23 protein-coding genes, 2 rRNA genes and 1 riboswitch are annotated in these 19,095 nt (G+C 44.2%); of the genes, 23 read left to right on the forward strand and 2 right to left on the reverse strand.

Annotated features, from left to right (window positions below; all coding sequences use genetic code 11):
* Together AC1DOV_RS32445 and rrf are read left to right on the forward strand one after the other, a co-directional pair.
* Positions 1 to 136 (forward strand): 23S ribosomal RNA (locus AC1DOV_RS32445); the annotation flags it as partial.
* A 99-nt stretch (positions 137 to 235) separates the two neighbouring features.
* Positions 236 to 352: ribosomal RNA gene (gene rrf, locus AC1DOV_RS32450) — 5S ribosomal RNA — on the forward strand.
* A 111-nt stretch (positions 353 to 463) separates the two neighbouring features.
* Here the strand turns inward: rrf and AC1DOV_RS32455 are convergent.
* The gene (locus AC1DOV_RS32455) at positions 464 to 994 is read right to left on the reverse strand and encodes a hypothetical protein (protein ID WP_076271261.1); all 531 of its coding nucleotides are present in this window, start codon (positions 992 to 994) and stop codon (positions 464 to 466) included.
* A 232-nt stretch (positions 995 to 1,226) separates the two neighbouring features.
* Here AC1DOV_RS32455 and AC1DOV_RS32460 point away from each other — a divergent pair, with 232 nt between their 5' ends.
* The 10 genes from AC1DOV_RS32460 (at position 1,227) to rsmI (ending at position 8,696) form a co-directional block, all read left to right on the forward strand.
* A complete protein-coding gene (locus AC1DOV_RS32460) occupies positions 1,227 to 1,418 on the forward strand; it encodes a sigma factor G inhibitor Gin (RefSeq protein ID WP_339205847.1) in 192 nt (63 codons plus the stop codon).
* 105 nt (positions 1,419 to 1,523) lie between these two features.
* A complete protein-coding gene (locus AC1DOV_RS32465) occupies positions 1,524 to 3,053 on the forward strand; it encodes an aminotransferase class I/II-fold pyridoxal phosphate-dependent enzyme (protein ID WP_477551981.1) in 1,530 nt (509 codons plus the stop codon).
* A 113-nt stretch (positions 3,054 to 3,166) separates the two neighbouring features.
* Positions 3,167 to 3,823 carry a dTMP kinase gene (gene tmk / locus AC1DOV_RS32470; RefSeq protein ID WP_339205851.1) on the forward strand — a complete coding sequence of 219 codons (657 nt, stop codon included), beginning with the start codon at positions 3,167 to 3,169 and terminating at the stop codon, positions 3,821 to 3,823.
* Between the two features lie 127 nt (positions 3,824 to 3,950).
* Positions 3,951 to 4,280 (forward strand): cyclic-di-AMP receptor, encoded by a 330-nt coding sequence (locus AC1DOV_RS32475; RefSeq protein ID WP_054025787.1) that lies wholly within the window; start codon positions 3,951 to 3,953, stop codon positions 4,278 to 4,280.
* Between the two features lie 16 nt (positions 4,281 to 4,296).
* Entirely contained in the window at positions 4,297 to 4,740 is a 444-nt protein-coding gene (locus AC1DOV_RS32480) for a YaaR family protein (RefSeq protein WP_076271265.1), read from the forward strand.
* Between the two features lie 33 nt (positions 4,741 to 4,773).
* Positions 4,774 to 5,751: a DNA polymerase III subunit delta' gene (holB, locus tag AC1DOV_RS32485; protein WP_076271266.1), complete on the forward strand. Its 978-nt coding sequence runs from the start codon at positions 4,774 to 4,776 to the stop codon at positions 5,749 to 5,751.
* A 3-nt stretch (positions 5,752 to 5,754) separates the two neighbouring features.
* The gene (locus AC1DOV_RS32490) at positions 5,755 to 6,558 is read left to right on the forward strand and encodes a PSP1 domain-containing protein (protein WP_053373398.1); all 804 of its coding nucleotides are present in this window, start codon (positions 5,755 to 5,757) and stop codon (positions 6,556 to 6,558) included.
* 62 nt (positions 6,559 to 6,620) lie between these two features.
* Entirely contained in the window at positions 6,621 to 7,022 is a 402-nt protein-coding gene (locus AC1DOV_RS32495) for an initiation-control protein YabA (protein ID WP_076271267.1), read from the forward strand.
* A gap of 127 nt (positions 7,023 to 7,149) precedes the next feature.
* Entirely contained in the window at positions 7,150 to 7,818 is a 669-nt protein-coding gene (locus tag AC1DOV_RS32500) for a tRNA1(Val) (adenine(37)-N6)-methyltransferase (protein WP_076271322.1), read from the forward strand.
* The gene (gene rsmI / locus AC1DOV_RS32505; protein ID WP_477511748.1) at positions 7,815 to 8,696 is read left to right on the forward strand and encodes a 16S rRNA (cytidine(1402)-2'-O)-methyltransferase; all 882 of its coding nucleotides are present in this window, start codon (positions 7,815 to 7,817) and stop codon (positions 8,694 to 8,696) included. Before AC1DOV_RS32500 ends, rsmI begins: the two co-directional genes overlap by 4 nt.
* Positions 8,697 to 8,828: 132 nt before the next feature.
* Here rsmI and AC1DOV_RS32510 read toward each other — a convergent pair whose 3' ends face one another.
* Positions 8,829 to 9,083, reverse strand: coding sequence for an AbrB/MazE/SpoVT family DNA-binding domain-containing protein (locus tag AC1DOV_RS32510; RefSeq protein ID WP_054025791.1), 255 nt, complete (start codon positions 9,081 to 9,083; stop codon positions 8,829 to 8,831).
* A 270-nt stretch (positions 9,084 to 9,353) separates the two neighbouring features.
* On the opposite strand from AC1DOV_RS32510, the gene AC1DOV_RS32515 reads away from it, so the two are divergent.
* The 11 genes from AC1DOV_RS32515 (at position 9,354) to AC1DOV_RS32565 (ending at position 19,061) form a co-directional block, all read left to right on the forward strand.
* Positions 9,354 to 10,652, forward strand: coding sequence for an HD domain-containing protein (locus AC1DOV_RS32515; RefSeq protein WP_477551982.1), 1,299 nt, complete (start codon positions 9,354 to 9,356; stop codon positions 10,650 to 10,652).
* Positions 10,653 to 10,669: 17 nt separating this feature from the next.
* Positions 10,670 to 11,443: a TatD family hydrolase gene (locus AC1DOV_RS32520; RefSeq protein ID WP_076271270.1), complete on the forward strand. Its 774-nt coding sequence runs from the start codon at positions 10,670 to 10,672 to the stop codon at positions 11,441 to 11,443.
* A gap of 184 nt (positions 11,444 to 11,627) precedes the next feature.
* Positions 11,628 to 11,808, forward strand: a riboswitch (cyclic di-AMP (ydaO/yuaA leader).
* A gap of 248 nt (positions 11,809 to 12,056) precedes the next feature.
* A complete protein-coding gene (locus AC1DOV_RS32525; RefSeq protein WP_477551983.1) occupies positions 12,057 to 13,205 on the forward strand; it encodes a ubiquitin-like domain-containing protein in 1,149 nt (382 codons plus the stop codon).
* 124 nt (positions 13,206 to 13,329) lie between these two features.
* The gene (gene rnmV, locus AC1DOV_RS32530; protein ID WP_076271272.1) at positions 13,330 to 13,878 is read left to right on the forward strand and encodes a ribonuclease M5; all 549 of its coding nucleotides are present in this window, start codon (positions 13,330 to 13,332) and stop codon (positions 13,876 to 13,878) included.
* Between the two features lie 4 nt (positions 13,879 to 13,882).
* The gene (gene rsmA / locus AC1DOV_RS32535; RefSeq protein WP_477551984.1) at positions 13,883 to 14,800 is read left to right on the forward strand and encodes a 16S rRNA (adenine(1518)-N(6)/adenine(1519)-N(6))-dimethyltransferase RsmA; all 918 of its coding nucleotides are present in this window, start codon (positions 13,883 to 13,885) and stop codon (positions 14,798 to 14,800) included.
* A gap of 76 nt (positions 14,801 to 14,876) precedes the next feature.
* Positions 14,877 to 15,761, forward strand: coding sequence for a sporulation peptidase YabG (yabG, locus tag AC1DOV_RS32540; RefSeq protein ID WP_076271274.1), 885 nt, complete (start codon positions 14,877 to 14,879; stop codon positions 15,759 to 15,761).
* A gap of 282 nt (positions 15,762 to 16,043) precedes the next feature.
* Positions 16,044 to 16,319, forward strand: coding sequence for a biofilm formation stimulator Veg (gene veg / locus AC1DOV_RS32545; RefSeq protein WP_053373389.1), 276 nt, complete (start codon positions 16,044 to 16,046; stop codon positions 16,317 to 16,319).
* Between the two features lie 203 nt (positions 16,320 to 16,522).
* Positions 16,523 to 16,708: a small, acid-soluble spore protein, alpha/beta type gene (locus AC1DOV_RS32550; protein WP_054025797.1), complete on the forward strand. Its 186-nt coding sequence runs from the start codon at positions 16,523 to 16,525 to the stop codon at positions 16,706 to 16,708.
* Positions 16,709 to 16,845: 137 nt separating this feature from the next.
* A complete protein-coding gene (gene ispE, locus AC1DOV_RS32555) occupies positions 16,846 to 17,700 on the forward strand; it encodes a 4-(cytidine 5'-diphospho)-2-C-methyl-D-erythritol kinase (protein WP_339205863.1) in 855 nt (284 codons plus the stop codon).
* 83 nt (positions 17,701 to 17,783) lie between these two features.
* Positions 17,784 to 18,611 (forward strand): pur operon repressor, encoded by an 828-nt coding sequence (purR, locus tag AC1DOV_RS32560; RefSeq protein ID WP_076271323.1) that lies wholly within the window; start codon positions 17,784 to 17,786, stop codon positions 18,609 to 18,611.
* A 51-nt stretch (positions 18,612 to 18,662) separates the two neighbouring features.
* Positions 18,663 to 19,061, forward strand: a complete 399-nt coding sequence (locus AC1DOV_RS32565; protein WP_305953918.1) for a RidA family protein — start codon at positions 18,663 to 18,665, stop codon at positions 19,059 to 19,061.
* Positions 19,062 to 19,095: the final 34 nt, after the last annotated feature.

The following is a 19,095-nucleotide window of genomic DNA, read 5'->3' on the forward strand; positions in this document are numbered from 1 at the left end:
TAAGCGTGAAGCCCCCCTCAAGATGAGATTTCCCAGTATGTAAGACCCCTTGAAGACGACGAGGTTGATAGGTTCGGGGTGGAAGCACAGCAATGTGTGTAGCTGACGAATACTAATCGGTCGAGGGCTTATCCTAAACACGTTTACTGYGACCCATACATCCAGTAGACAGCAGCATWAAGGCTTCAGCAAGCCTAATCTTTCGTATCCAGTTTTCAGCGTGCAACACGCTACGTTTGGTGGCGATGGCGGAGGGGAACCACGCGTTCCCATACCGAACACGACCGTTAAGCCCTTCAGCGCCGATGGTACTTAGACCGCAGGGTCTTGGGAGAGTAGGACGTCGCCAAGCACGAGAGACCTATCGCATGTGATGCGATAGGTTTTTTGTTTCTTCCGTATCTAATTTCGATTAAAAATTGAGGCCTTAGAACGCTCTGCATGAGCTTCTAAGGCCTCTTTGTTATCTGCGGTAATAAGATGCTTCTCTAGACTGAAGCCTAAGTACGCCGTCCTTCTGCTCCTTACGGAAAGAGAAGGACAGAAGCATACGCGGGATCAGCAGCCATAGGTGCCAACTTACAATGCTAATCATCAATGATTCTTTGATCCATGGATATAGAAGCGCAATGGCACAAAGGCCGATCCAGAACATATGACGATGAACTCGGCGAAATAGGAACAGCTTGATATCATTAGCCGGTTTAAATCCAATCCATGGGGGTGTAATACGCCACACCCATTGCCTGTCAGCTGCTTCGTCCACTCGGATAAAAGTAAGCAGTATAATCGCGATATGGATGATCTGTACGACTGCAAAGCCGAAAAGCCATGAAAATAGACCATCCATTTCATACATAAGCATTTGGAAAGCCAATAATACGGCTGCAATAAGCAAATGGCTCTGAATAAGCTCAGGGCGAATGATTTTTCGTTTTACAAGCTGATATTGATAAATTGTAGCATTTTGTTGTTCAGATAATTTTTGACGCATATTTACTTTTCCTTTCCTTCTCAGAGATACTGTGACTCTCGTTAACTATATCGGTATTTACAAGCATTCTGTCCATAGCTTTATGAAACATTTTTACATATGCTGTAACCATTAGCCCATACGGGGCATACGATATATAAATATTTGAAATGCGCTATGAAACAAGTATAAATAGATAGACTATGTGTCATAATAATAGTTAATAAGGGACGATCAGAAAGCGGGGATTGTTATGGACGATAATCGCGAGTATCAGTGTATTATTTGTAACGAGGAAAAGGCTGAAGGTCAGGGTATTCGGATAGTGACCGGTTTTATCTGTGATACCTGTGAAGCGGAAATGATAAGAACAGATGTTAAAGATGCCAAATATCCTTTTTTCATTAATCAAATGAAGCAAATATTTTTGGGTAAAAATGCATGAGCGGTTTCTGATTACAGAAGCTGCTCTTTTTTTGTAGTGTTTATTGAATATTATATATAATAGAAATAGGAATGAATGTTTACTGGAGAGGATTGTACATAAACAATGAAGCCCTTTATTGCTCCGTTATTTGAAGCGCTTGTGAATCATACCCGTACTAAGCCAGTCGGATTTCACGTACCCGGCCATCATGGGGGACAAGCACTTAAGCAACCATCATGGAATGATCAATTAAATGATGATGTAGTCGATTATTTTTATAAAATAATGCAGCTTGATTTAACTGAAATATCATCAACCGACGATTTGCATCATCCTGAAGCTTCTATTAAAGAAGCACAGCAATTGGCTGCAAAAACATTTGGTTCAGAGGAGACTTACTTTTTGGTTGGAGGAAGCACCTCTGGGAATATGGCGCTACTGCTCGCCGCATGTGATCCAGATGATATTGTTATCGTTCAGCGGAATGTACATAAATCCATTATAAATGGTTTGAAGCTTGCTGGGGCCAAAGCAGTGTTCCTCTCGCCTCAGATTGAACCGTTATCGGGGTTAGCAACGATTCCTTCTGTCCAGCAAGTGGAAGAAGCGCTTATTGAATATCCTGATGCAAAAGCTGTCTTTTTGACTAACCCGAATTATTACGGTATTAGTGTGAAACTTAAATCATATGTTGAGACTGTCCATCGGTATAATAAGCCGATTTTCATAGATGAAGCACATGGTGCGCATTATGGCTTGGAGCCAGCTTTTCCGCAGTCGGCAATGTCAGAGGGAGCAGACGGCGTTGTACAGTCAGCGCATAAAACATTGCCGACACTTACGATGGGGGCGCTTCTTCACATTCAAGGCAAAAGAATATCAAGGGAATTGCTGCGTCAGTCGCTTGCGATGATTCAAAGCTCAAGCCCGTCGTTTCCGATTTTGGCTTCAATAGATATTTCCCGAGCAATGATTGATGCTTTGGGTGCTGATCTTTTTAAACAAAGTCTTGAATCAGCGGCGTTTTTCCGTCAATGGCTGCATCGTCACTCATCCGTTATACGGGAGATGAAAATCGATGAAAATAGCGAATCAGACTTGCGATCAGATCCGCTGCGACTAGTGTTATACGATTCTAGCGGTAAGCGAACCGGTTATGAGCTGCTGAAGCACCTGGAGCAGCATGGCTGTTTTGCTGAGATGGCAGATCCTAAGTATATTGTACTTGTTGTCGGTATTCAGACATCATTAGAGGACATAAAGAGGCTGCAGGAGGCTGTTGAGGCACTTGAGTCCAATGCTACGACAAATAAAAACTCTGATGGGCTGATGGCTGATGATAAAGAGGGGTGTGCGCTGCCAGCAGCTTCAATAATTACCTGCCATGAGAGCCGTTCGATATCAGAGCCTGTTTCGTTTGCGAGATCTAGGTTTAAGAACAAATCAAGTGAGCGAATACAGCTGAAAGATGCTGTACATCATATATCAGCAGAGATGGTCATACCTTATCCGCCTGGCATCGCTATTTTGTATCCAGGAGAGAGAATCACGGCAGAGTTAATTGAGCATATACAACAGCTTGCCGAGATGGGTGCAAAGTTTCAAGGCGCTGCTGATGGAATGATGAATACCATAGCTGTTTACCCTGAATAAGCTGAAATAGCAGAACGATTATGAACTTGAAGTAAATGTTGATTGTACTAGGAGTACCGCTTTGTTAATATAGAAGAAAGTATAGTTAACATAACGTTAGGAGAAGCCTTAGTTTGAAAAAAGGTGTATTCATTACCATAGAAGGCGGCGAAGGAGCCGGCAAATCGACACTGATTGAACAATTGACGAATATAATGCTTCAAAGGGGAAAGTCGATCACGACGACGAGAGAACCAGGAGGCATTCCCATTGCAGAACAGATTCGCGCCGTTATATTGGATCGCGAGAATACTGCAATGGATGCAAGAACAGAAGCACTGCTTTATGCAGCTGCGAGAAGACAGCATTTGGTGGAAAAGGTCGTTCCAGCATTGGAGAAAGGCGAGTTTGTTATTTGTGACCGCTTCGTAGATAGCAGCTTGGCTTATCAAGGTTATGCGCGTGGGCTTGGGATAGATGAGGTCTGGGCCATCAATCAATTCGCGATTAAAGAAGTGATGCCTGATCTGACGATCTACATGGATGTGTCTCCGGAAGTAGGTCTCGGACGTATCGCACAAGCATCAGAGAGAGAAATCAATCGTTTAGACCTAGAGAAGCAGTCTTTCCATGAGAAGGTGCGAGAAGGCTATATGAAGCTGTTGCAGCAGAACCCGGAACGAATCGTGCTTGTAAATGCCGAAAATAGTGCGGATTTGGTGTTTGCTGACGTTTTATCAGCAATTGATGAGCGTTTTGCAGGATTTTTTGCAACCGATGTCAAACTTTAAAGTATAGACGAAATTCTATGCAACAAGAGATTTGTCGTTATGGGGCTTGAGATTCAATAAATAGTTTAATGGTTAAAATTGCAAGTTATTAATAACCTATTCTAATAGTAGTCAAGGGGGAATGAAGATGAAATTAGTAATCGCGGTTATTCAAGATAAGGATAGCAACAGACTGTCAAATGCACTTGTTCGTGAAGGGTTTAGAGCAACGAAGCTGGCAAGTACGGGTGGATTTCTAAGAGCAGGCAATACTACCTTTATGATTGGTATTGAGGACGAGAGAGTACATGAGGTTCTTCAAGTCATTAATGCAAATTGCAAAGTAAGAGACCAATTGGTTACTCCTGTATCACCGATGGGCGGATCAACAGATTCCTATATTCCTTTCCCTGTTGAAGTACAGGTTGGTGGAGCAGCTGTATTCGTAATGCCTGTTGAACGATTTGAGCATTTCTGAATGGGCGTGATATAGGGTGAAAATTGATCAAGGCTTTCGACCATTGGGACAAAACCGTACAAACAACGAAGCCACAAACAAACAGATACAGCCAAGAAGCTTTGCTGATGTGATGGTTCAGCAGGATGCTGATCGTACACAAGAGCAGCTTCAACTGAAGCTGCAGGACATTCATAGACAAGGTGATCGGCTTGCTAGAGTGATGACTGTCCGTGAATTGAAAATTTATCGTCAAATGATCAAGCAATTTTTGGAGGACACCATCCGGCGCGGCGTTGTGCTGAAGGAAGTCAAAGGCTTCGATCGCAGAGGACGAATTAAACGATATAAACTGCTGGATGAGATCGATGCGACACTCGTCTCCATGGCTGAGGATTTACTCGACAGTGAGCAAGGAAGAATTGACTTGCTTAACAGGATCGGTGAGATACGAGGCCTTCTTATTAATTTATTGTTTTGATGATAAGAGAGCAGGGAAAGGTAAGGAACGGCGATGAGCTTCGAAAATATTCCGGGGCAATGGAAAGCGCAGCGGATTTTGACCCACGCTTTGCAGAGCGGTAAAATTTCTCATGCCTATTTATTTAATGGTCCTTCAGGTACGGGAAGAATGGCGATGGCTCGCGAATTTTCAAAGGCATTGTTCTGTACGGCAGGTATTGCCGCTGCTTGCGGGGAATGCTTGGAGTGCAGAAAATTTGAACATGGCAATCAGACAGACTTAACGACGATAGCGCCAGATGGCCAGTCCATAAAAATTGATCAAATTCGCGAGCTGCAGCGAGACTTTTCTTATCGCAATAGCGGGACGAAGCGCAAAGTGTATATGATAGAGCAAGCTGACAAAATGACGCTGCAGGCTGCGAATAGTTTACTGAAATTTTTGGAAGAACCGTTGTCGCCAGTTGTTGCTATTCTGATTACGGATAATGGACAAGCTGTTCTTCCTACTATTCGTTCTCGAACGCAGTGGGTGCCTTTCCTGCCGATGTCGCCTGAGATTATGCTGCAAACTCTTATTGCTGAGGGTGCTCCATCTATTTTAGCCCGAACCGTTGTTCAATTAACATCAGGTTTAGACGGTGCAAGACAATTTCTCCAGCAGAATCAGTTTGCAGAAATCAGAACCCTAGTGATACAATTAGGCAAGGAGAGTTTGACCCGATTCACCGCGGCGATGATCACTGCTGGACAACAGCTATTTAAAACAGATTTGGTAGAGCATACGCAACTGCTGTTGTCGTTATTAGTTATATGGTTTAAAGATTTGATACAGTTCCAGGCCGGCAGGCAGGACAACATCGTTTTTATAGATCAGTTGGATTGGATAAGTAAACATGCATTTAATCGTTCGTTCGCAGGTTGGGTGTCCTGCATCGAGCATACGTTAGAAGCGAGTAAGCGTATGCGAGCGAATGTTACGCCCCAGCTCGCATTTGAGCAACTATTGGTAAACTTACAGGAGGGCTAATTCTTGTATAATGTCATCGGCGTCCGCTTCAAGAAAGCGGGCAAGATCTATTACTTTGATCCGGTTGAGCATCCCGTGGATAAGGAACAACATGTTATTGTTGAAACAGCACGCGGAATCGAATACGGTAAAGTGGTGGTGGGACAGAAGCAAGTCGGTGAATCGGATGTTGTTCTTCCTCTTAAGAAAGTGATACGTATTGCAAGCGATGTGGATGCAAAAGTTGTTGAAGAAAATCGCGCCGCAGCCAAAAATGCGTTTTCTACTTGTCTTGAAAAAATTAAAGGTCATCAGCTTCGCATGAAGTTAGTTGACGTTGAGTTTACGTTTGACCGTAACAAAATTATTTTTTATTTTACGGCAGAAGGCCGAGTTGACTTTCGCGAGCTAGTAAAAGATTTAGCCAGCGTATTTCGAACTCGGATTGAACTCAGACAAATCGGAGTTCGGGACGAAGCAAAGATGCTCGGTGGTATTGGTCCATGTGGACGAGTGCTTTGCTGCTCCTCTTGGCTGGGTGATTTTGAGCCCGTATCGATCAAGATGGCCAAGGATCAGAACTTATCGCTTAATCCGACAAAAATTTCTGGATTATGCGGTCGTCTCATGTGCTGTCTGAAATATGAGCATGACAATTACGAAAGCATTCGAGAAGAACTTCCGGCAATTGGAAAATTCGTAGTCACCTCATATGGTGAAGGTAAGGTAACTGGTATTAATACATCCACCAAAAGTGTGTATGTGCAATTATTTGATACACCAGGTAAACCGAAAGAACTGTCGATGGATGATGTCGTCATCAAATAAGCGGCAGAGTGCGATTCTCACGGGTGAGGTTACACTCACGCTTGAAGCTCTGGGGTGGGAACTTGGAGAAGAACAATATTTTTGCGAAAATGGACGAGCTGGATAACCAAGTAGGTGTGTTCCATAAGGAGCTTACGGACTTGAAGCAGAAGGTAAAAGAGCTGCTCGAGGATAATAAGCGTCTAAGTGAGGAGAACAACCAGCTGCGTCAGTTGTTTAAGAGAGAGGCTGAGCTAGAGCATGAAGTTGTTGCAGCTCCAGCCAAAGGAATTAAACCGGGAGTAAGCAAAGAGGAACAGGTCATCACTGACCATGCATTCGCGGAAGCGGGAGCAGCTATTGGTGAAGGCCATGACAACTTAACTCGGTTGTATCACGAAGGATTCCACATATGCAACGTTTATTACGGGCATTTGCGGACGGAAGGCGACTGTTTATTCTGTCTATCCTTTCTTAATAAATAGTGGAATCCGTACGACATGCCGCCCTTGCCGCAAGGGGCGGTATTTTTATTAAATATACAATCAAGGAGCGGCCCAAATCGTGTCGGAACATATAACCTTAGCAGAAAACGAACGTCTCGATGATCTTATGACAGAAAATGGTTTAAAAATTATACAAAGCCGGGAAGTGTTCAGCTTTTCACTTGATGCCGTATTATTGTCACGGTTTGCAAGTGTGCCAAAGCACGGGCGAATTGCTGATTTATGTACGGGCAATGGTGTTATACCGATGCTTCTTACAACGAGAACAAATGCGCAAATTGATGCGGTTGAGATTCAACCGAGATTGGCGGATATGGCTAGAAGAAGCGTAATGCTGAATAAGCTGACGGAGCAAATAAACGTTATTGAGCAGGATTTGAAATTATATCCTAAGATTGCGGGTAACGGGGTATATGATGCGATAACGGTAAACCCGCCTTACATGCCAATAACAGCAGGTGAACAAAACGAAAACGAACATTATGCGATCGCAAGGCATGAGATTCATTGTACGCTGGATGATGTCGCAGAAGCATGTTCTAGGCTGGTGCGCCCTGGCGGCAAGGTCTCGATGGTTCATCGTCCTTCGCGTCTGCTTGATATTGTGGAAACGATGCGCAAATGGAGACTTGAGCCGAAGCGGATTCAATTTGTGCATCCTCATGCAAATGCAGAGGCAAACATGGTATTAATAGAAGCAATGCGTGATGGGAAGCCTGACATCAAGCTTCTTCCACCAATAATGGTATATGAGAATGGGGTGCAGATCGTTTGAATATACAAAAAAGCTTTGCCGATGCTTCCAAAGAAAATGTTGGAAGCCTTTATTTGGTCGCGACACCAATTGGAAATTTAGAAGATATGACTTTCCGTGCGATTCGTACATTGAAGGAAGTACAGCTTATCGCTGCTGAAGATACGAGGCAAACACGGAAGCTGCTTACACATTTCGAGATTGGAACTCGTATTGTCAGCTATCATGAGCACAATAAACAAGCCAGCGGCCCTGAGCTGATCAGATTGCTTCTAGATGGGCAATCCATCGCATTAGTTAGTGATGCGGGTCTGCCGGCTATTTCGGATCCAGGTGCGGATCTCGTGAAGGACGCTATTGAAAATGGTATTTCCGTTATTCCTATTCCAGGAGCGAATGCAGCATTGTCTGCACTTATTATATCGGGTCTGCCTACGGACCGATTTTTGTTTGCTGGATTTCCGCCGCGCGAGCGAAAGTCATTAATGAAATGGCTGCTCGATATGCAAGCACAGAAAGGGACCCTGCTTTTCTACGAGTCACCCCATCGTATAAACAAAACACTTGATGCACTTCAGGAATGTCTCGGCGATCGCCAAATAGCATGTATCAGAGAACTGACAAAACGCCATGAAGAAGCGGTCCGCGGCCGAATTTCAGAATGTATAGCATGGTTTGAGGAGCATCCGCCGCTCGGAGAATTTTGTGTTGTGGTGGAAGGATCAGAGGGTGAAGGGGCAAGTGAGCTGCCAGCGGCAGATATTTGGTGGTCTGAGCTTGATCTTGCTGCCCATGTTGCTCATTATGAGGAACAATTTGATCGTAAGGAAGCCATTAAGAAGGTTGCGCTCGATCGAGGTTTGCCTAAACGCGAAGTATATAATGAAGTAAATAGATAGATGATTATCATATATGTGAAATAGTAGACAAAAAAAAGACCTTCCTGGCCGGGTTCAAGCGCAGGAAGGTATCAAGGAGTATAAAAAAGGTTAGAATTAACAAGTTAATAAGTACAGTATAACTTATTTTTTTTATTTTGTCACAGGTGTTGGCATTTCTGACAAACAAACATGACAAACAATTTTTCCTTTGAAATAAGATACGTTTTCTGCGTTGCCACAGAAGATACATGCAGGCTCATATTTCTTAAGCATGATGCGCTCGCCATCTACGTAGATCTCAAGTGCATCTTTCTCGCCTATTCCAAGTGTACGGCGCAATTCGATCGGTATAACGACGCGTCCTAGCTCATCAACCTTACGAACAATACCAGTAGATTTCATCATAATCTATTATTGCCCCTCTCAAAATACGTTTCGTCATCGTTCGACATAGTTTTTGCTTTTATGATTACTATAATACCAACGATTACCATAATAGTCAACCAGGAATATTCCCCGGATAGCTGAATTCACAAGTATTTGACTAGTTAGTACGGTCATATTACTCTGTAATAGAATACAACAGCTTCGACAATTTGGAAACTAATTTCCGACACTATTCGACATGAAAATCATTTTTTGTGTCGAAAATATGAACAAAGGAGATGAGAGACGATGAAAAAACAGCTGACCGAAGAGAAAGTTTTTAAGGATCCTGTTCATCATTATATATATGTACAAGACCAAACGATTTGGGATCTGATCAATACAAAAGAGTTTCAAAGACTGCGCCGGATACGACAGCTAGGAACCTCCTATTTGACCTTCCATGGAGCAGAGCACAGCCGGTTTTCACATTCACTTGGCGTATATGAAATTACTCGAAAAATTATTTCTCAGTTTGAACGAAACAGCTATCCTGACTGGCCAGTCGAAGAAAAGCTAGTCTCGCTTTGTGCTGCTTTATTGCATGATGTTGGTCATGGTCCGTTCTCGCACTCCTTGGAAGAAGTATTCGACACGGATCACGAAGAGTGGACATGTAACATCATTTTGGGAGATACAGAAATCAATCGTGTGCTAAGTGCTGTATCGGAGCAGTTTCCTGCTCAGGTCGCTGCAGTCATACAAAAAAAATATCCACAGCCGATTGTTGTTAGTTTGATTTCAAGCCAAATGGATGCTGATCGGATGGATTATTTGCTCCGAGACGCGTATTTTACAGGTGTAAACTATGGAACATTTGATTTAGAACGCATTTTGCGCGTATTGCGTCCTTATAAAGGGCAAATTGTAGTTAAAGAGAGCGGTATGCATGCAGTCGAGCATTATTTGATGTCTCGTTATCAAATGTATTGGCAAATTTACTTCCATCCGGTGACCAGAAGCTCGGAAATTATTCTACGTCAAATATTTCGTAGAGCACAGGAGCTTTACGTGGGTGGCTACTCCTTTCAGTGGATGCCTAAGCAGCTGAAATGCTTGCTTCAGAACACGATGACGGTGCACGACTATCTGAAGCTGGATGAAGCGCTCGTTCAGACCGCTTTCGCAGAGTGGGCGGAGGAGCATGATTCTATTTTAAACGATCTATGTGAACGATTTCTGAACAGGCATTTATATAAGTACATTACGCTTGAAAACCCAGATGAAGAGCTGCTAAATGAGATTAGCGAATGTTTCTCTTCTATAGGAATGAATCCGGATTATCATATGGAAATTGATTTTCCATTTGACTTGCCATATGACGTATATCGACCAGATAAAAAAGAAGGAGAAAAGAAAGAAAAAGCGCCGATTTTGTTGTTAGATGGTTTGGAAGATATAAGCGAAATATCCTCTAAATCCGACATTGTTCGTTCTATTACTGGCCTGCATCAAGGACAATATCATCTTTATTATCCAGAAGAGCCGCTCAAAAAAAATATTCATCGATTGCCGGAATCACTTCGTAAGCTTTTCAAACTCGATTGAAGGAGCATAACATCAACATGACATTACTTTTTGATACACATACCCATTTAGATTCGGAAAAATTTGATGAGGATCGCGACGAGGTCATCCAGCGTGCGAAGGATGCAGGCGTGCATATGCTTGTCAATATTGGTTTTAACCGTGAAACAATCCCTACAACCATGGCGCTTGCCGAGAAATATGATTTTATATACGCAGCAGTTGGTTGGCACCCAGTTGACAGTATAGATATGCTTCCAGAGGATTTGGAATGGATTGAACGTCTATGCGCGCATGAGAAGGTTGTCGCCATTGGAGAGATTGGACTCGATTATCACTGGGATACTTCTCCAAAAGAGGTACAACAAAGGGTTTTTCGTGAGCAAATTCGTCTTGCTCGTAAGGTGGGCAAGCCAATTGTTATTCATAATCGGGATGCTCATGAGGACATTATTCGTATTCTTCAGGAAGAGAATGCAGCAGAGGTTGGCGGTGTCATGCATTGCTTCTCCGGCAGCTGGGAAACGGCTAAACAATGTCTTGATATGAACTTCTATATATCATTTGGAGGACCCGTTACTTTCAAAAATGCAAGGGTGCCAAAAGAGGTGCTTAAGCAGGTTCCAATCGACCGGATTTTGATTGAAACCGATGCTCCATATTTAACTCCACACCCGTTCAGAGGGAAGCGAAATGAGTCCTCTTACGTCTCTTTAGTTGCAGAGACAGCAGCCGAATTATTGGGCAAAACGGTAGAAGAAATAGGTGTAATTACGACTGAAAACGGTCGAAGATGTTTTGGTATTGTCTAAAAACGAGAGAAATAGTGAGAAATAGAGACCTTTATCGCGTAAAAACTAATTTTTATAGCGATAATCGCTTATTTTTTCCTGCTTTATCCTGCTTTTTCGCTTAAATCGTCTTTTATCGTATCTTTACAATTGACCTCGTATGAAGGTATGATTCATCTCAGAGCAATAAAATTTTGTATTGGATTTCCAGTTTACGCTTAATCTCCATTCGGAGAGCGGGGGAACCATGTACGGTTTTTAATTCCGTATTTTGAATTCTTCAGGGGTGAATTTCGAAGCCATTGCCATGAGCATTGTGTAACGAATAGGGCGACTCTCTTGTCCGAATCCGTCAGCTAACCTCGCAAGCGTTATAGAGAGTGATCAACCTCGTGCATCCATTTTTCTGTATCCCAGTGAATCATTTAACCGGGAAGCCACGAAACAGATCCTCTGTCGACGGCTTCTTTTTATTTTCGAATAATCGGGAATTTGTCGACATAGGGATAAAAGATGGGGGTGGGAGGATCGATAGCAGTACTGGATTGCGTGCTCGCACGCCAATATACTATAGTCGCGTCAGTTGTATCATGCGTAACACTTGGCGGCGGGGCTATGAAGGAGGACCGATGAAGTGGGAATACTCCAGGTTAAGGACACCCATGGGAAACGATCATCCAGCATGTCTTTCGCATTGCGATGGAAGCGTGAAAACTTGCGTTTGATTCTTTTGAGTGCTACTATCTCAATCGCTATGACTTTCATGTTTTTGGTGTTGTTGTACGGAACGGCTGTCAAAAGCGTCTCCGTAGTAGTGAACGGACAAGAAACCGTTGTGGAAACGAAGCAATGGGTCCTGCAACGCCTACTGGATGAACAAGCTATCGCAATTGGACCACATGATGAGGTGTCCATACCGCTTAATGCGGCAATAAAGGACGGAGATCGTATAGAGGTGACTCATGCGATACCGGTAATTGTGAAGGCTGATGGCAAGACCTCTACTGTATATACGACAGAGAGAACAGTGCAGGCAGCGATCGAGGAATTACATATTCCAGTTCGTGGTCAAGATAAAGTAATACCTCCGCTTCATACCGTTTTGGACAACGAATTGACTGTAACCGTCGTTCGCGTAGATAAGAAGGTAGCTGAGACAGAGCGTGCAATGCCATTCTCTATTGTGAAGAAGAACGATCCGACGCTGGAAGCGGGCAAGCAGAAGCTTGTTCAACCCGGCAAGGAAGGTCTGATCGTAGAGAGTATCGAGAAGCAGTACGAGGACGGAATCCTTATATCGAAGAAGATGGTCAGCAAGGTGGTTGAAACCGCTGCGGTTAATCAGGTTGTCGCCATCGGAACGAAGAAGGAAGAGCCTAAAGTATCTGTGCTCTCGAACAAGAGCCCGAGCTTTACTTCGCTTACGAAGAGCGGTGTAACGTTTAAGGCGAGAAAAGTACTTAAAAATGTCACGTTGACTGCTTATTCTGCAGACCTCTCTTCAACAGGAAAAGATGAAAGCCATCCGGAATACGGGATTACATCATCAGGCACTCGGGTGCAAGAGGGTCGGACGATAGCTGTTGATCCGAAGGTTATTCCCATCGGTTGGTGGGTTTATATTGAAGGAATCGGTTTCCGCCGCGCTGAGGATAAAGGAAGTGCGGTTAAAGGCAACAAAATCGACGTATACTTTGATAGTACAAAGATTGCGAACAAATTCGGCAGGAAAAAAGGCATCACCGTATATGTGCTGGGGCCGAATAAACCGACTGCAAGCTAATTGAGCGGTTACCATCATCTTATCGCAATAATCAATTAAATATGCCATCATAAGGAGAGGCACTGCCTCTTCTTTTTGCATGTCTAAGGGTCTAATACAGTTTATGTAGAAGGGGATGATCTTGGTGATCAAAGAGATCATTGTCGTTGAAGGCAAAGATGATACCGTTGCAATAAAAAGGGCGGTAGATGCAGATACCATAGAGACGAATGGTTCCGCTATCGGTGAGGATGTATTGAAGAGGATTGCGCTGGCCAATGAGCGTCGCGGCGTTATTATATTCACAGACCCTGATCATGCAGGAGAACGCATTCGCAAGATTGTTGCGCGTCATGCGCCAGGATGCAAGCATGCTTTTTTGCCGCAGGAGAAGGCTTTGTATAAAGGGGACATCGGCATCGAAAATGCGAGCCCCGAGGCTATTCGTGCGGCGCTCTCTGAGCTCCGAACAGAATCGGCAGATGAAGCGGGAGAAATTAGCTGGGAAGACTTAATGGATGCAGGTCTGATTGTACATCCTGATGCGTCTAATCGTCGCTTGGTTATAGGCAAGCTGCTCGGAATTGGTTATGCGAATGGCAAGCAGTTCTATAAGCGCTGTACAAGCTTTCGGATTTCCAAAGCAGAGTTTACGGAAGCTTTCCGTCAAATGGAAAAGGAACTGGAGGGATAGCTGAATGAGTCAAGAGCATAGTGAGCTTAGCAAGGAAGTAGTAAAGCCATCCGCGATAGAGGTGGCTACGCCCAAACGCACCAAAGAAATCATTGCGAAATACGGTTTTTCCTTCAAAAAGAGTTTGGGACAAAACTTTCTGATCGATCAAAATATATTAAATAACATCGTAGCGGCAGCTGAGCTTGATGAAACGAAGGGCGCGCTTGAAATCGGCCCTGGTATTGGCGCGCTCACACAGCGGCTTGCCAAAGCGGCTGGTAAGGTGACGGCTGTCGAAATCGACAATAGGCTCATTCCGATTTTGAAGGATGTGCTGGAGGGCGAGGAGCATACAACCGTCATTCATGGCGATGTGCTTAAGCTTGATTTGAAGAAGCTGTTCGAAGAGCAGTTTGCGGACGTAACAGGTGTAAGTGTTGTTGCCAACTTGCCTTATTATGTGACAACGCCAATTCTTATGAAGCTGCTTGAAGAGAAGCTGCCGCTTGAGCATATCGTCGTCATGATTCAGAAGGAAGTCGCGGAGCGGATGGCAGCGAAGCCAGGCGGCAAGGAATATGGCAGCCTCAGTGTAGCCGTTCAATATTACTGCGTGCCTAAGGTTGTCTGCATGGTGCCTCATACGGTGTTTATACCGCAGCCAAATGTAGATTCAGCCGTTATTAAGCTGTCATTGCGTGACAAGCCAGCTGTTGATGTACCCGATGAGGATCATTTCTTTAAAGTGGTGCAAGCCAGCTTTGCACAGCGACGGAAGACACTGGCGAATAATCTAACTGCATTCGTGGGCAAGGAGCGCCGCGAAGCATTAACGGAAATGCTTTTAAGCAACGATATTGACCCTATAAGACGCGGTGAGACGTTGTCGCTCGAGGAATTTGCGCGGATTAGCCGCAGCATGCTGGAGGCCGGCTGGTAGAGCTAGGCCGTTTCATCATAAAATACTCACCATTCGCACGTTCTGCCCATAGGATAGACGAAGAGGTGATTTACCCATGAAGCAAGGGGACCTGGTCGTCCGCAAATCGTATGGCGGTGACGTGCTGTTCAAGGTTGAGGCTATTCGTACACATACTGCCGTTCTGAAAGGCACGGATTACCGATTGCTTGCGGATGCTCCGATTCCTGATTTGTCGGTCATACGCGATCCAGAAACGACAAGTGCGGTGCAAGAAGTTCGAATTAAAGTGAATGATTCATTAAGACGCATGCATTCTGAACGGGAACGTCAAGCGGTTGAGAATGAGGAGCATATTCGGCATGCGCTGCAGCAGACTCAACCATTCTTTGAAGTGCCAGGAAAGGTACTTCACCTTGATGGTGATAGTAATTATTTGAAGAAGAGCATGCAGCTGTACAATACGATGCAAGTTCCTTCCCACGGTCTCCATGTGCATGAGTCTCAGATGGCTGATGTGCTTTACCGTCTGCTGCCCCAAATTCAACCGGATATTGTCGTAATAACAGGTCATGATGGCGTACTGAAAAGCCGTTTGCCCATGGATCTGTACAGTTTAAGCAGCTATAAAAACTCACAACATTTCGTTAATGCCGTACGCGTCGCTAGAGAATATGAGAGAAGCCGTGACGGGTTGATCGTTATTGCAGGTGCTTGCCAATCCCATTTTGAAGCTTTGCTGCAAGTGGGCTCAAACTTTGCAAGCTCGCCAGGACGAATATTGATTCATGCGCTCGATCCTGTTTATATAGCGATTAAAGCAAGCTATACATCCATAAAAGACACGATTAACTTAGCAGATGTCATTCATGGTACGATAAGCGGAATTGACGGCGTGGGCGGTATTGAGACAATGGGCAGCTTCCGTGTAGGTCTGCCAAAGCCAAAAATTACGTCACCGAACTCTGTATTAAAGCAGTAACAGATAACGATATGTTCTGAAGGGATGAATAGAGACTATTTTCAGGCTGAAAATAGTCTAATCAAACATGTCCTTTTCGCCACAATTTTGTATCAAATGTTACGTTTAAATTGAATCAACTTCTTAATATGTATATTTTTTGCTTCGTTATGTATGGTTTTTTAAAAAATGGGTGAAATCACCGTTGACAAGTAAATATACCGACTGATATAATATTTTGCTTTGTTTGACAACCCTCCTCCTTTTGGTTATAATGGACAAGGAAAGAGGTGGTAGTGGACAATGGCAAAAAATGCGCTATTGGATATTAAACGCAGCTTGGAAGCTCATGTTGGCTCCAAAATCCGTCTTCGAGCGAACGGTGGACGACGAAAGACCATCGAACGAACCGGTACGTTGGAAGAAACCTACCCTTCTGTTTTCATTGTAAAGCTGGATGAAGAGCAGCATGCCTTTAAGCGTGTCTCTTACAGCTATGCGGACATACTGACTGAGTCGGTGGAAGTGACCGTATGCAATGATGAAGGTCAAGTCCGTATCGCCCATTTGCAACAATAGAATATATATCGCCTAGTGAGGCATGTTAGCGCAGATCGCATCTGCGCTTTTTTTTTTGCGTTCATTCATTTACCTTTGCGAAAAGAAGGCGGCCATTTCCATCTCCGTATGGTCGCTTGTCATTTGAAGCATACTACCTGTGCAATAGTGACAGCCGTATATTTTGATTAGAATGACGTAAATTCGAATATGGAGGTAATGATATGGGTCGCAGAAGACGCGGAGTAATGTCTGAGGAATTGAAATATGAGCTTGCTAAAGATCTTGGTTTTTATGATACGGTGCAGCAAGAGGGCTGGGGAAGCATACGCGCGAAGGACGCCGGAAATATGGTGAAACGCGCAATACAAATCGCTGAACAGGCTGCTGCCAAAACAAATCAACCCTAAGTGATGGCTCCTATTTATACGTGAAAAAGCTAAGCGGATGACTGTCGAAAAACATTCGATTGTCATCTCTTAGCTTTTATTGCGTTGGTTTGATATAATGATGCTTAAGCTTACGAACGAACGGGTGAACTTATCAGATGAAAATTTATGAAAAAGCTCCTGCCAAAATTAATTTATTGCTCGATGTACTCCGCAAGCGTGATGACGGCTACCATGAAGTCGAAATGATTATGACCATGGTTGACCTTGCAGACCGACTTGAAATGGAAGAGCTACCTAGAGATACGATCATTATTTCAAGCCAAGTTGGATACATACCGTTAGATGAGAAGAACTTAGCGTTTCAGGCAGCTAGGCTTATTAAAGACCGTTATGATGTTAAGCAAGGCGTATATATTCATTTAGACAAAAAGATACCAGTCGCTGCGGGACTCGCTGGCGGTAGCAGTGATGCTGCTGCTGCTTTGCGAGGGCTAAACCGTTTGTGGAAGCTGCAGATCCCTGAGGACGAGCTGTGCAAGCTAGGCGCAGAGCTCGGCTCTGACGTTCCGTTCTGTGTAACAGGCGGCACTGCAATCGCAAGGGGACGTGGTGAGAAGCTTGAGCATATCGCCAATCCTCCGCAATGCTGGGTTGTACTTGCCAAGCCGCCAATCAATGTATCGACGGCTGACGTATATGGCAGATTCCGCGCAAATGAGCTTAAAGAGCATCCCTCCATTTCAAATATGGTTGGTGCACTTGAGCGCGGCTCTTTTGCCGATATATGTGAAGGTCTTGGCAACGTACTCGAAAAAGTTACGCTGGATGTGCATCCTGAGGTTATGCAGCTGAAGGAAAGTATGATTCGGCTTGGTGCCGACGGTGTGCTTATGTCTGGCAGTGGACCTACTGTATTCGGCCTTGTGTCGAAGGAAGCCAAGCTTCCTCGTATTTATAATGGGCTCCGCGGTTTCTGCAAAGAAGTATATGTGGTAAGAATGCTCACATAAGGCTGACGTTCTCCTTGATTAAATCCGTATAAAAATGTTATATTTACATTATAATATTCGGATTTAGGTGGGGGGAGATGTGTTTGAAAAAGTTGAAACGGAGCTCGCGGTTGGTAGAGATGACCCAATACCTGTTAAGTCGACCCCACACGTTAATTTCACTGACAGCATTTGCTGATCGATATCAATCGGCAAAGTCTTCAATTAGTGAGGACCTGGCGATCATAAAAGAAGTGTTTGAGGAAGAAGGTATCGGCGAGCTTCATACACTTGCAGGAGCAGCAGGCGGAGTAAGATATACGCCTAAGATGCAAGAAACGACGGCTCTTACCATTATGACAAGCATATGCCGCCAGTTAGAGCAGCCTGAAAGGGTCCTTCCCGGCGGTTATTTGTATATAACGGATATGTTAGGCCAACCAGAGCTTCTCGCGGATGTCGGCAGGATGTTTGCAACTGCGTTCGCAGACCGGAAGATTGACGTCATTATGACCGTTGAGACAAAAGGAATACCTCTAGCTTACGCAACAGCTGCGTGCTTGAATATTCCGGTTGTTATTGTACGGCGTGACAATAAGGTAACGGAAGGCTCTGCAGTGAGTATCAACTATGTATCAGGATCAACCAAGCGGATTCAGACGATGTCACTCGCACGCAGAGCGCTTAAGGAGCAATCCCGCGTTCTTATTATTGATGACTTTATGAAGGCAGGCGGAACGATCCAAGGCATGATGGATTTGCTGTTTGAATTTAAAGCTATCGTCGCAGGCGTTGGCGTATTTGTTGAGTCAGGCGAGGTAGAACTCGAGGAACGGCTTCTTGAGGACTATGTTTCACTAGCTAAACTGACGGCTGTTGATATGAAGACAAAACAAACGACGGTAATTCCAGGCAACTATTTTAAAGAATAGATACGTGTAAATGAGAGCTTATTACATCTTGTTAGGAAGGCTGGGACCATCATGACAACAAAGCAACAAATGCAAGTGATTGCAACGGACAAAGCTCCTGCAGCGATCGGACCTTATTCGCAAGCGATTAAGCTCGGAGGATTATTGTTCACTTCAGGACAAATTCCACTCGATGCGGCTGGGCAGCTTGTTGATGGCGGCATTGAGGAACAAACGCATCAGGTGTTTAGAAATTTGGAGGCCGTGCTTGCTGCTGCAGGTGCCAGTTTTCAGGATGTCGTAAAAGCGACCGTATTTATGAAAGATATGAATCAATTTGCAACGGTAAATGGCATTTACTCCTCTTACTTCGGAGAGCATAAACCGGCTCGTTCGGCCGTGGAGGTCGCAAGGCTGCCAAAGGATGTTCTTGTCGAAATAGAGGTCATTGCATCGACAATTGTCGAATGAAAACGAAAAAGATTCAAAATAAAAAAAATATTTT

The organism is Paenibacillus sp. 01T47 (assembly GCF_056398245.1).

Coding starts and splice junctions, on each gene's coding strand:
- AC1DOV_RS32455 (WP_076271261.1), bottom strand. CDS start 994: ATGCGTCAAAAATTATCTGAACAACAAAATGCTACAATTTATCAATAT.
- AC1DOV_RS32460 (WP_339205847.1), top strand. CDS start 1,227: ATGGACGATAATCGCGAGTATCAGTGTATTATTTGTAACGAGGAAAAG.
- AC1DOV_RS32465 (WP_477551981.1), top strand. CDS start 1,524: ATGAAGCCCTTTATTGCTCCGTTATTTGAAGCGCTTGTGAATCATACC.
- AC1DOV_RS32475 (WP_054025787.1), top strand. CDS start 3,951: ATGAAATTAGTAATCGCGGTTATTCAAGATAAGGATAGCAACAGACTG.
- holB (WP_076271266.1), top strand. CDS start 4,774: ATGAGCTTCGAAAATATTCCGGGGCAATGGAAAGCGCAGCGGATTTTG.
- AC1DOV_RS32500 (WP_076271322.1), top strand. CDS start 7,150: ATGACAGAAAATGGTTTAAAAATTATACAAAGCCGGGAAGTGTTCAGC.
- AC1DOV_RS32510 (WP_054025791.1), bottom strand. CDS start 9,083: ATGATGAAATCTACTGGTATTGTTCGTAAGGTTGATGAGCTAGGACGC.
- AC1DOV_RS32515 (WP_477551982.1), top strand. CDS start 9,354: ATGAAAAAACAGCTGACCGAAGAGAAAGTTTTTAAGGATCCTGTTCAT.
- AC1DOV_RS32520 (WP_076271270.1), top strand. CDS start 10,670: ATGACATTACTTTTTGATACACATACCCATTTAGATTCGGAAAAATTT.
- rsmA (WP_477551984.1), top strand. CDS start 13,883: ATGAGTCAAGAGCATAGTGAGCTTAGCAAGGAAGTAGTAAAGCCATCC.
- yabG (WP_076271274.1), top strand. CDS start 14,877: ATGAAGCAAGGGGACCTGGTCGTCCGCAAATCGTATGGCGGTGACGTG.
- veg (WP_053373389.1), top strand. CDS start 16,044: ATGGCAAAAAATGCGCTATTGGATATTAAACGCAGCTTGGAAGCTCAT.
- AC1DOV_RS32550 (WP_054025797.1), top strand. CDS start 16,523: ATGGGTCGCAGAAGACGCGGAGTAATGTCTGAGGAATTGAAATATGAG.
- ispE (WP_339205863.1), top strand. CDS start 16,846: ATGAAAATTTATGAAAAAGCTCCTGCCAAAATTAATTTATTGCTCGAT.
- AC1DOV_RS32565 (WP_305953918.1), top strand. CDS start 18,663: ATGACAACAAAGCAACAAATGCAAGTGATTGCAACGGACAAAGCTCCT.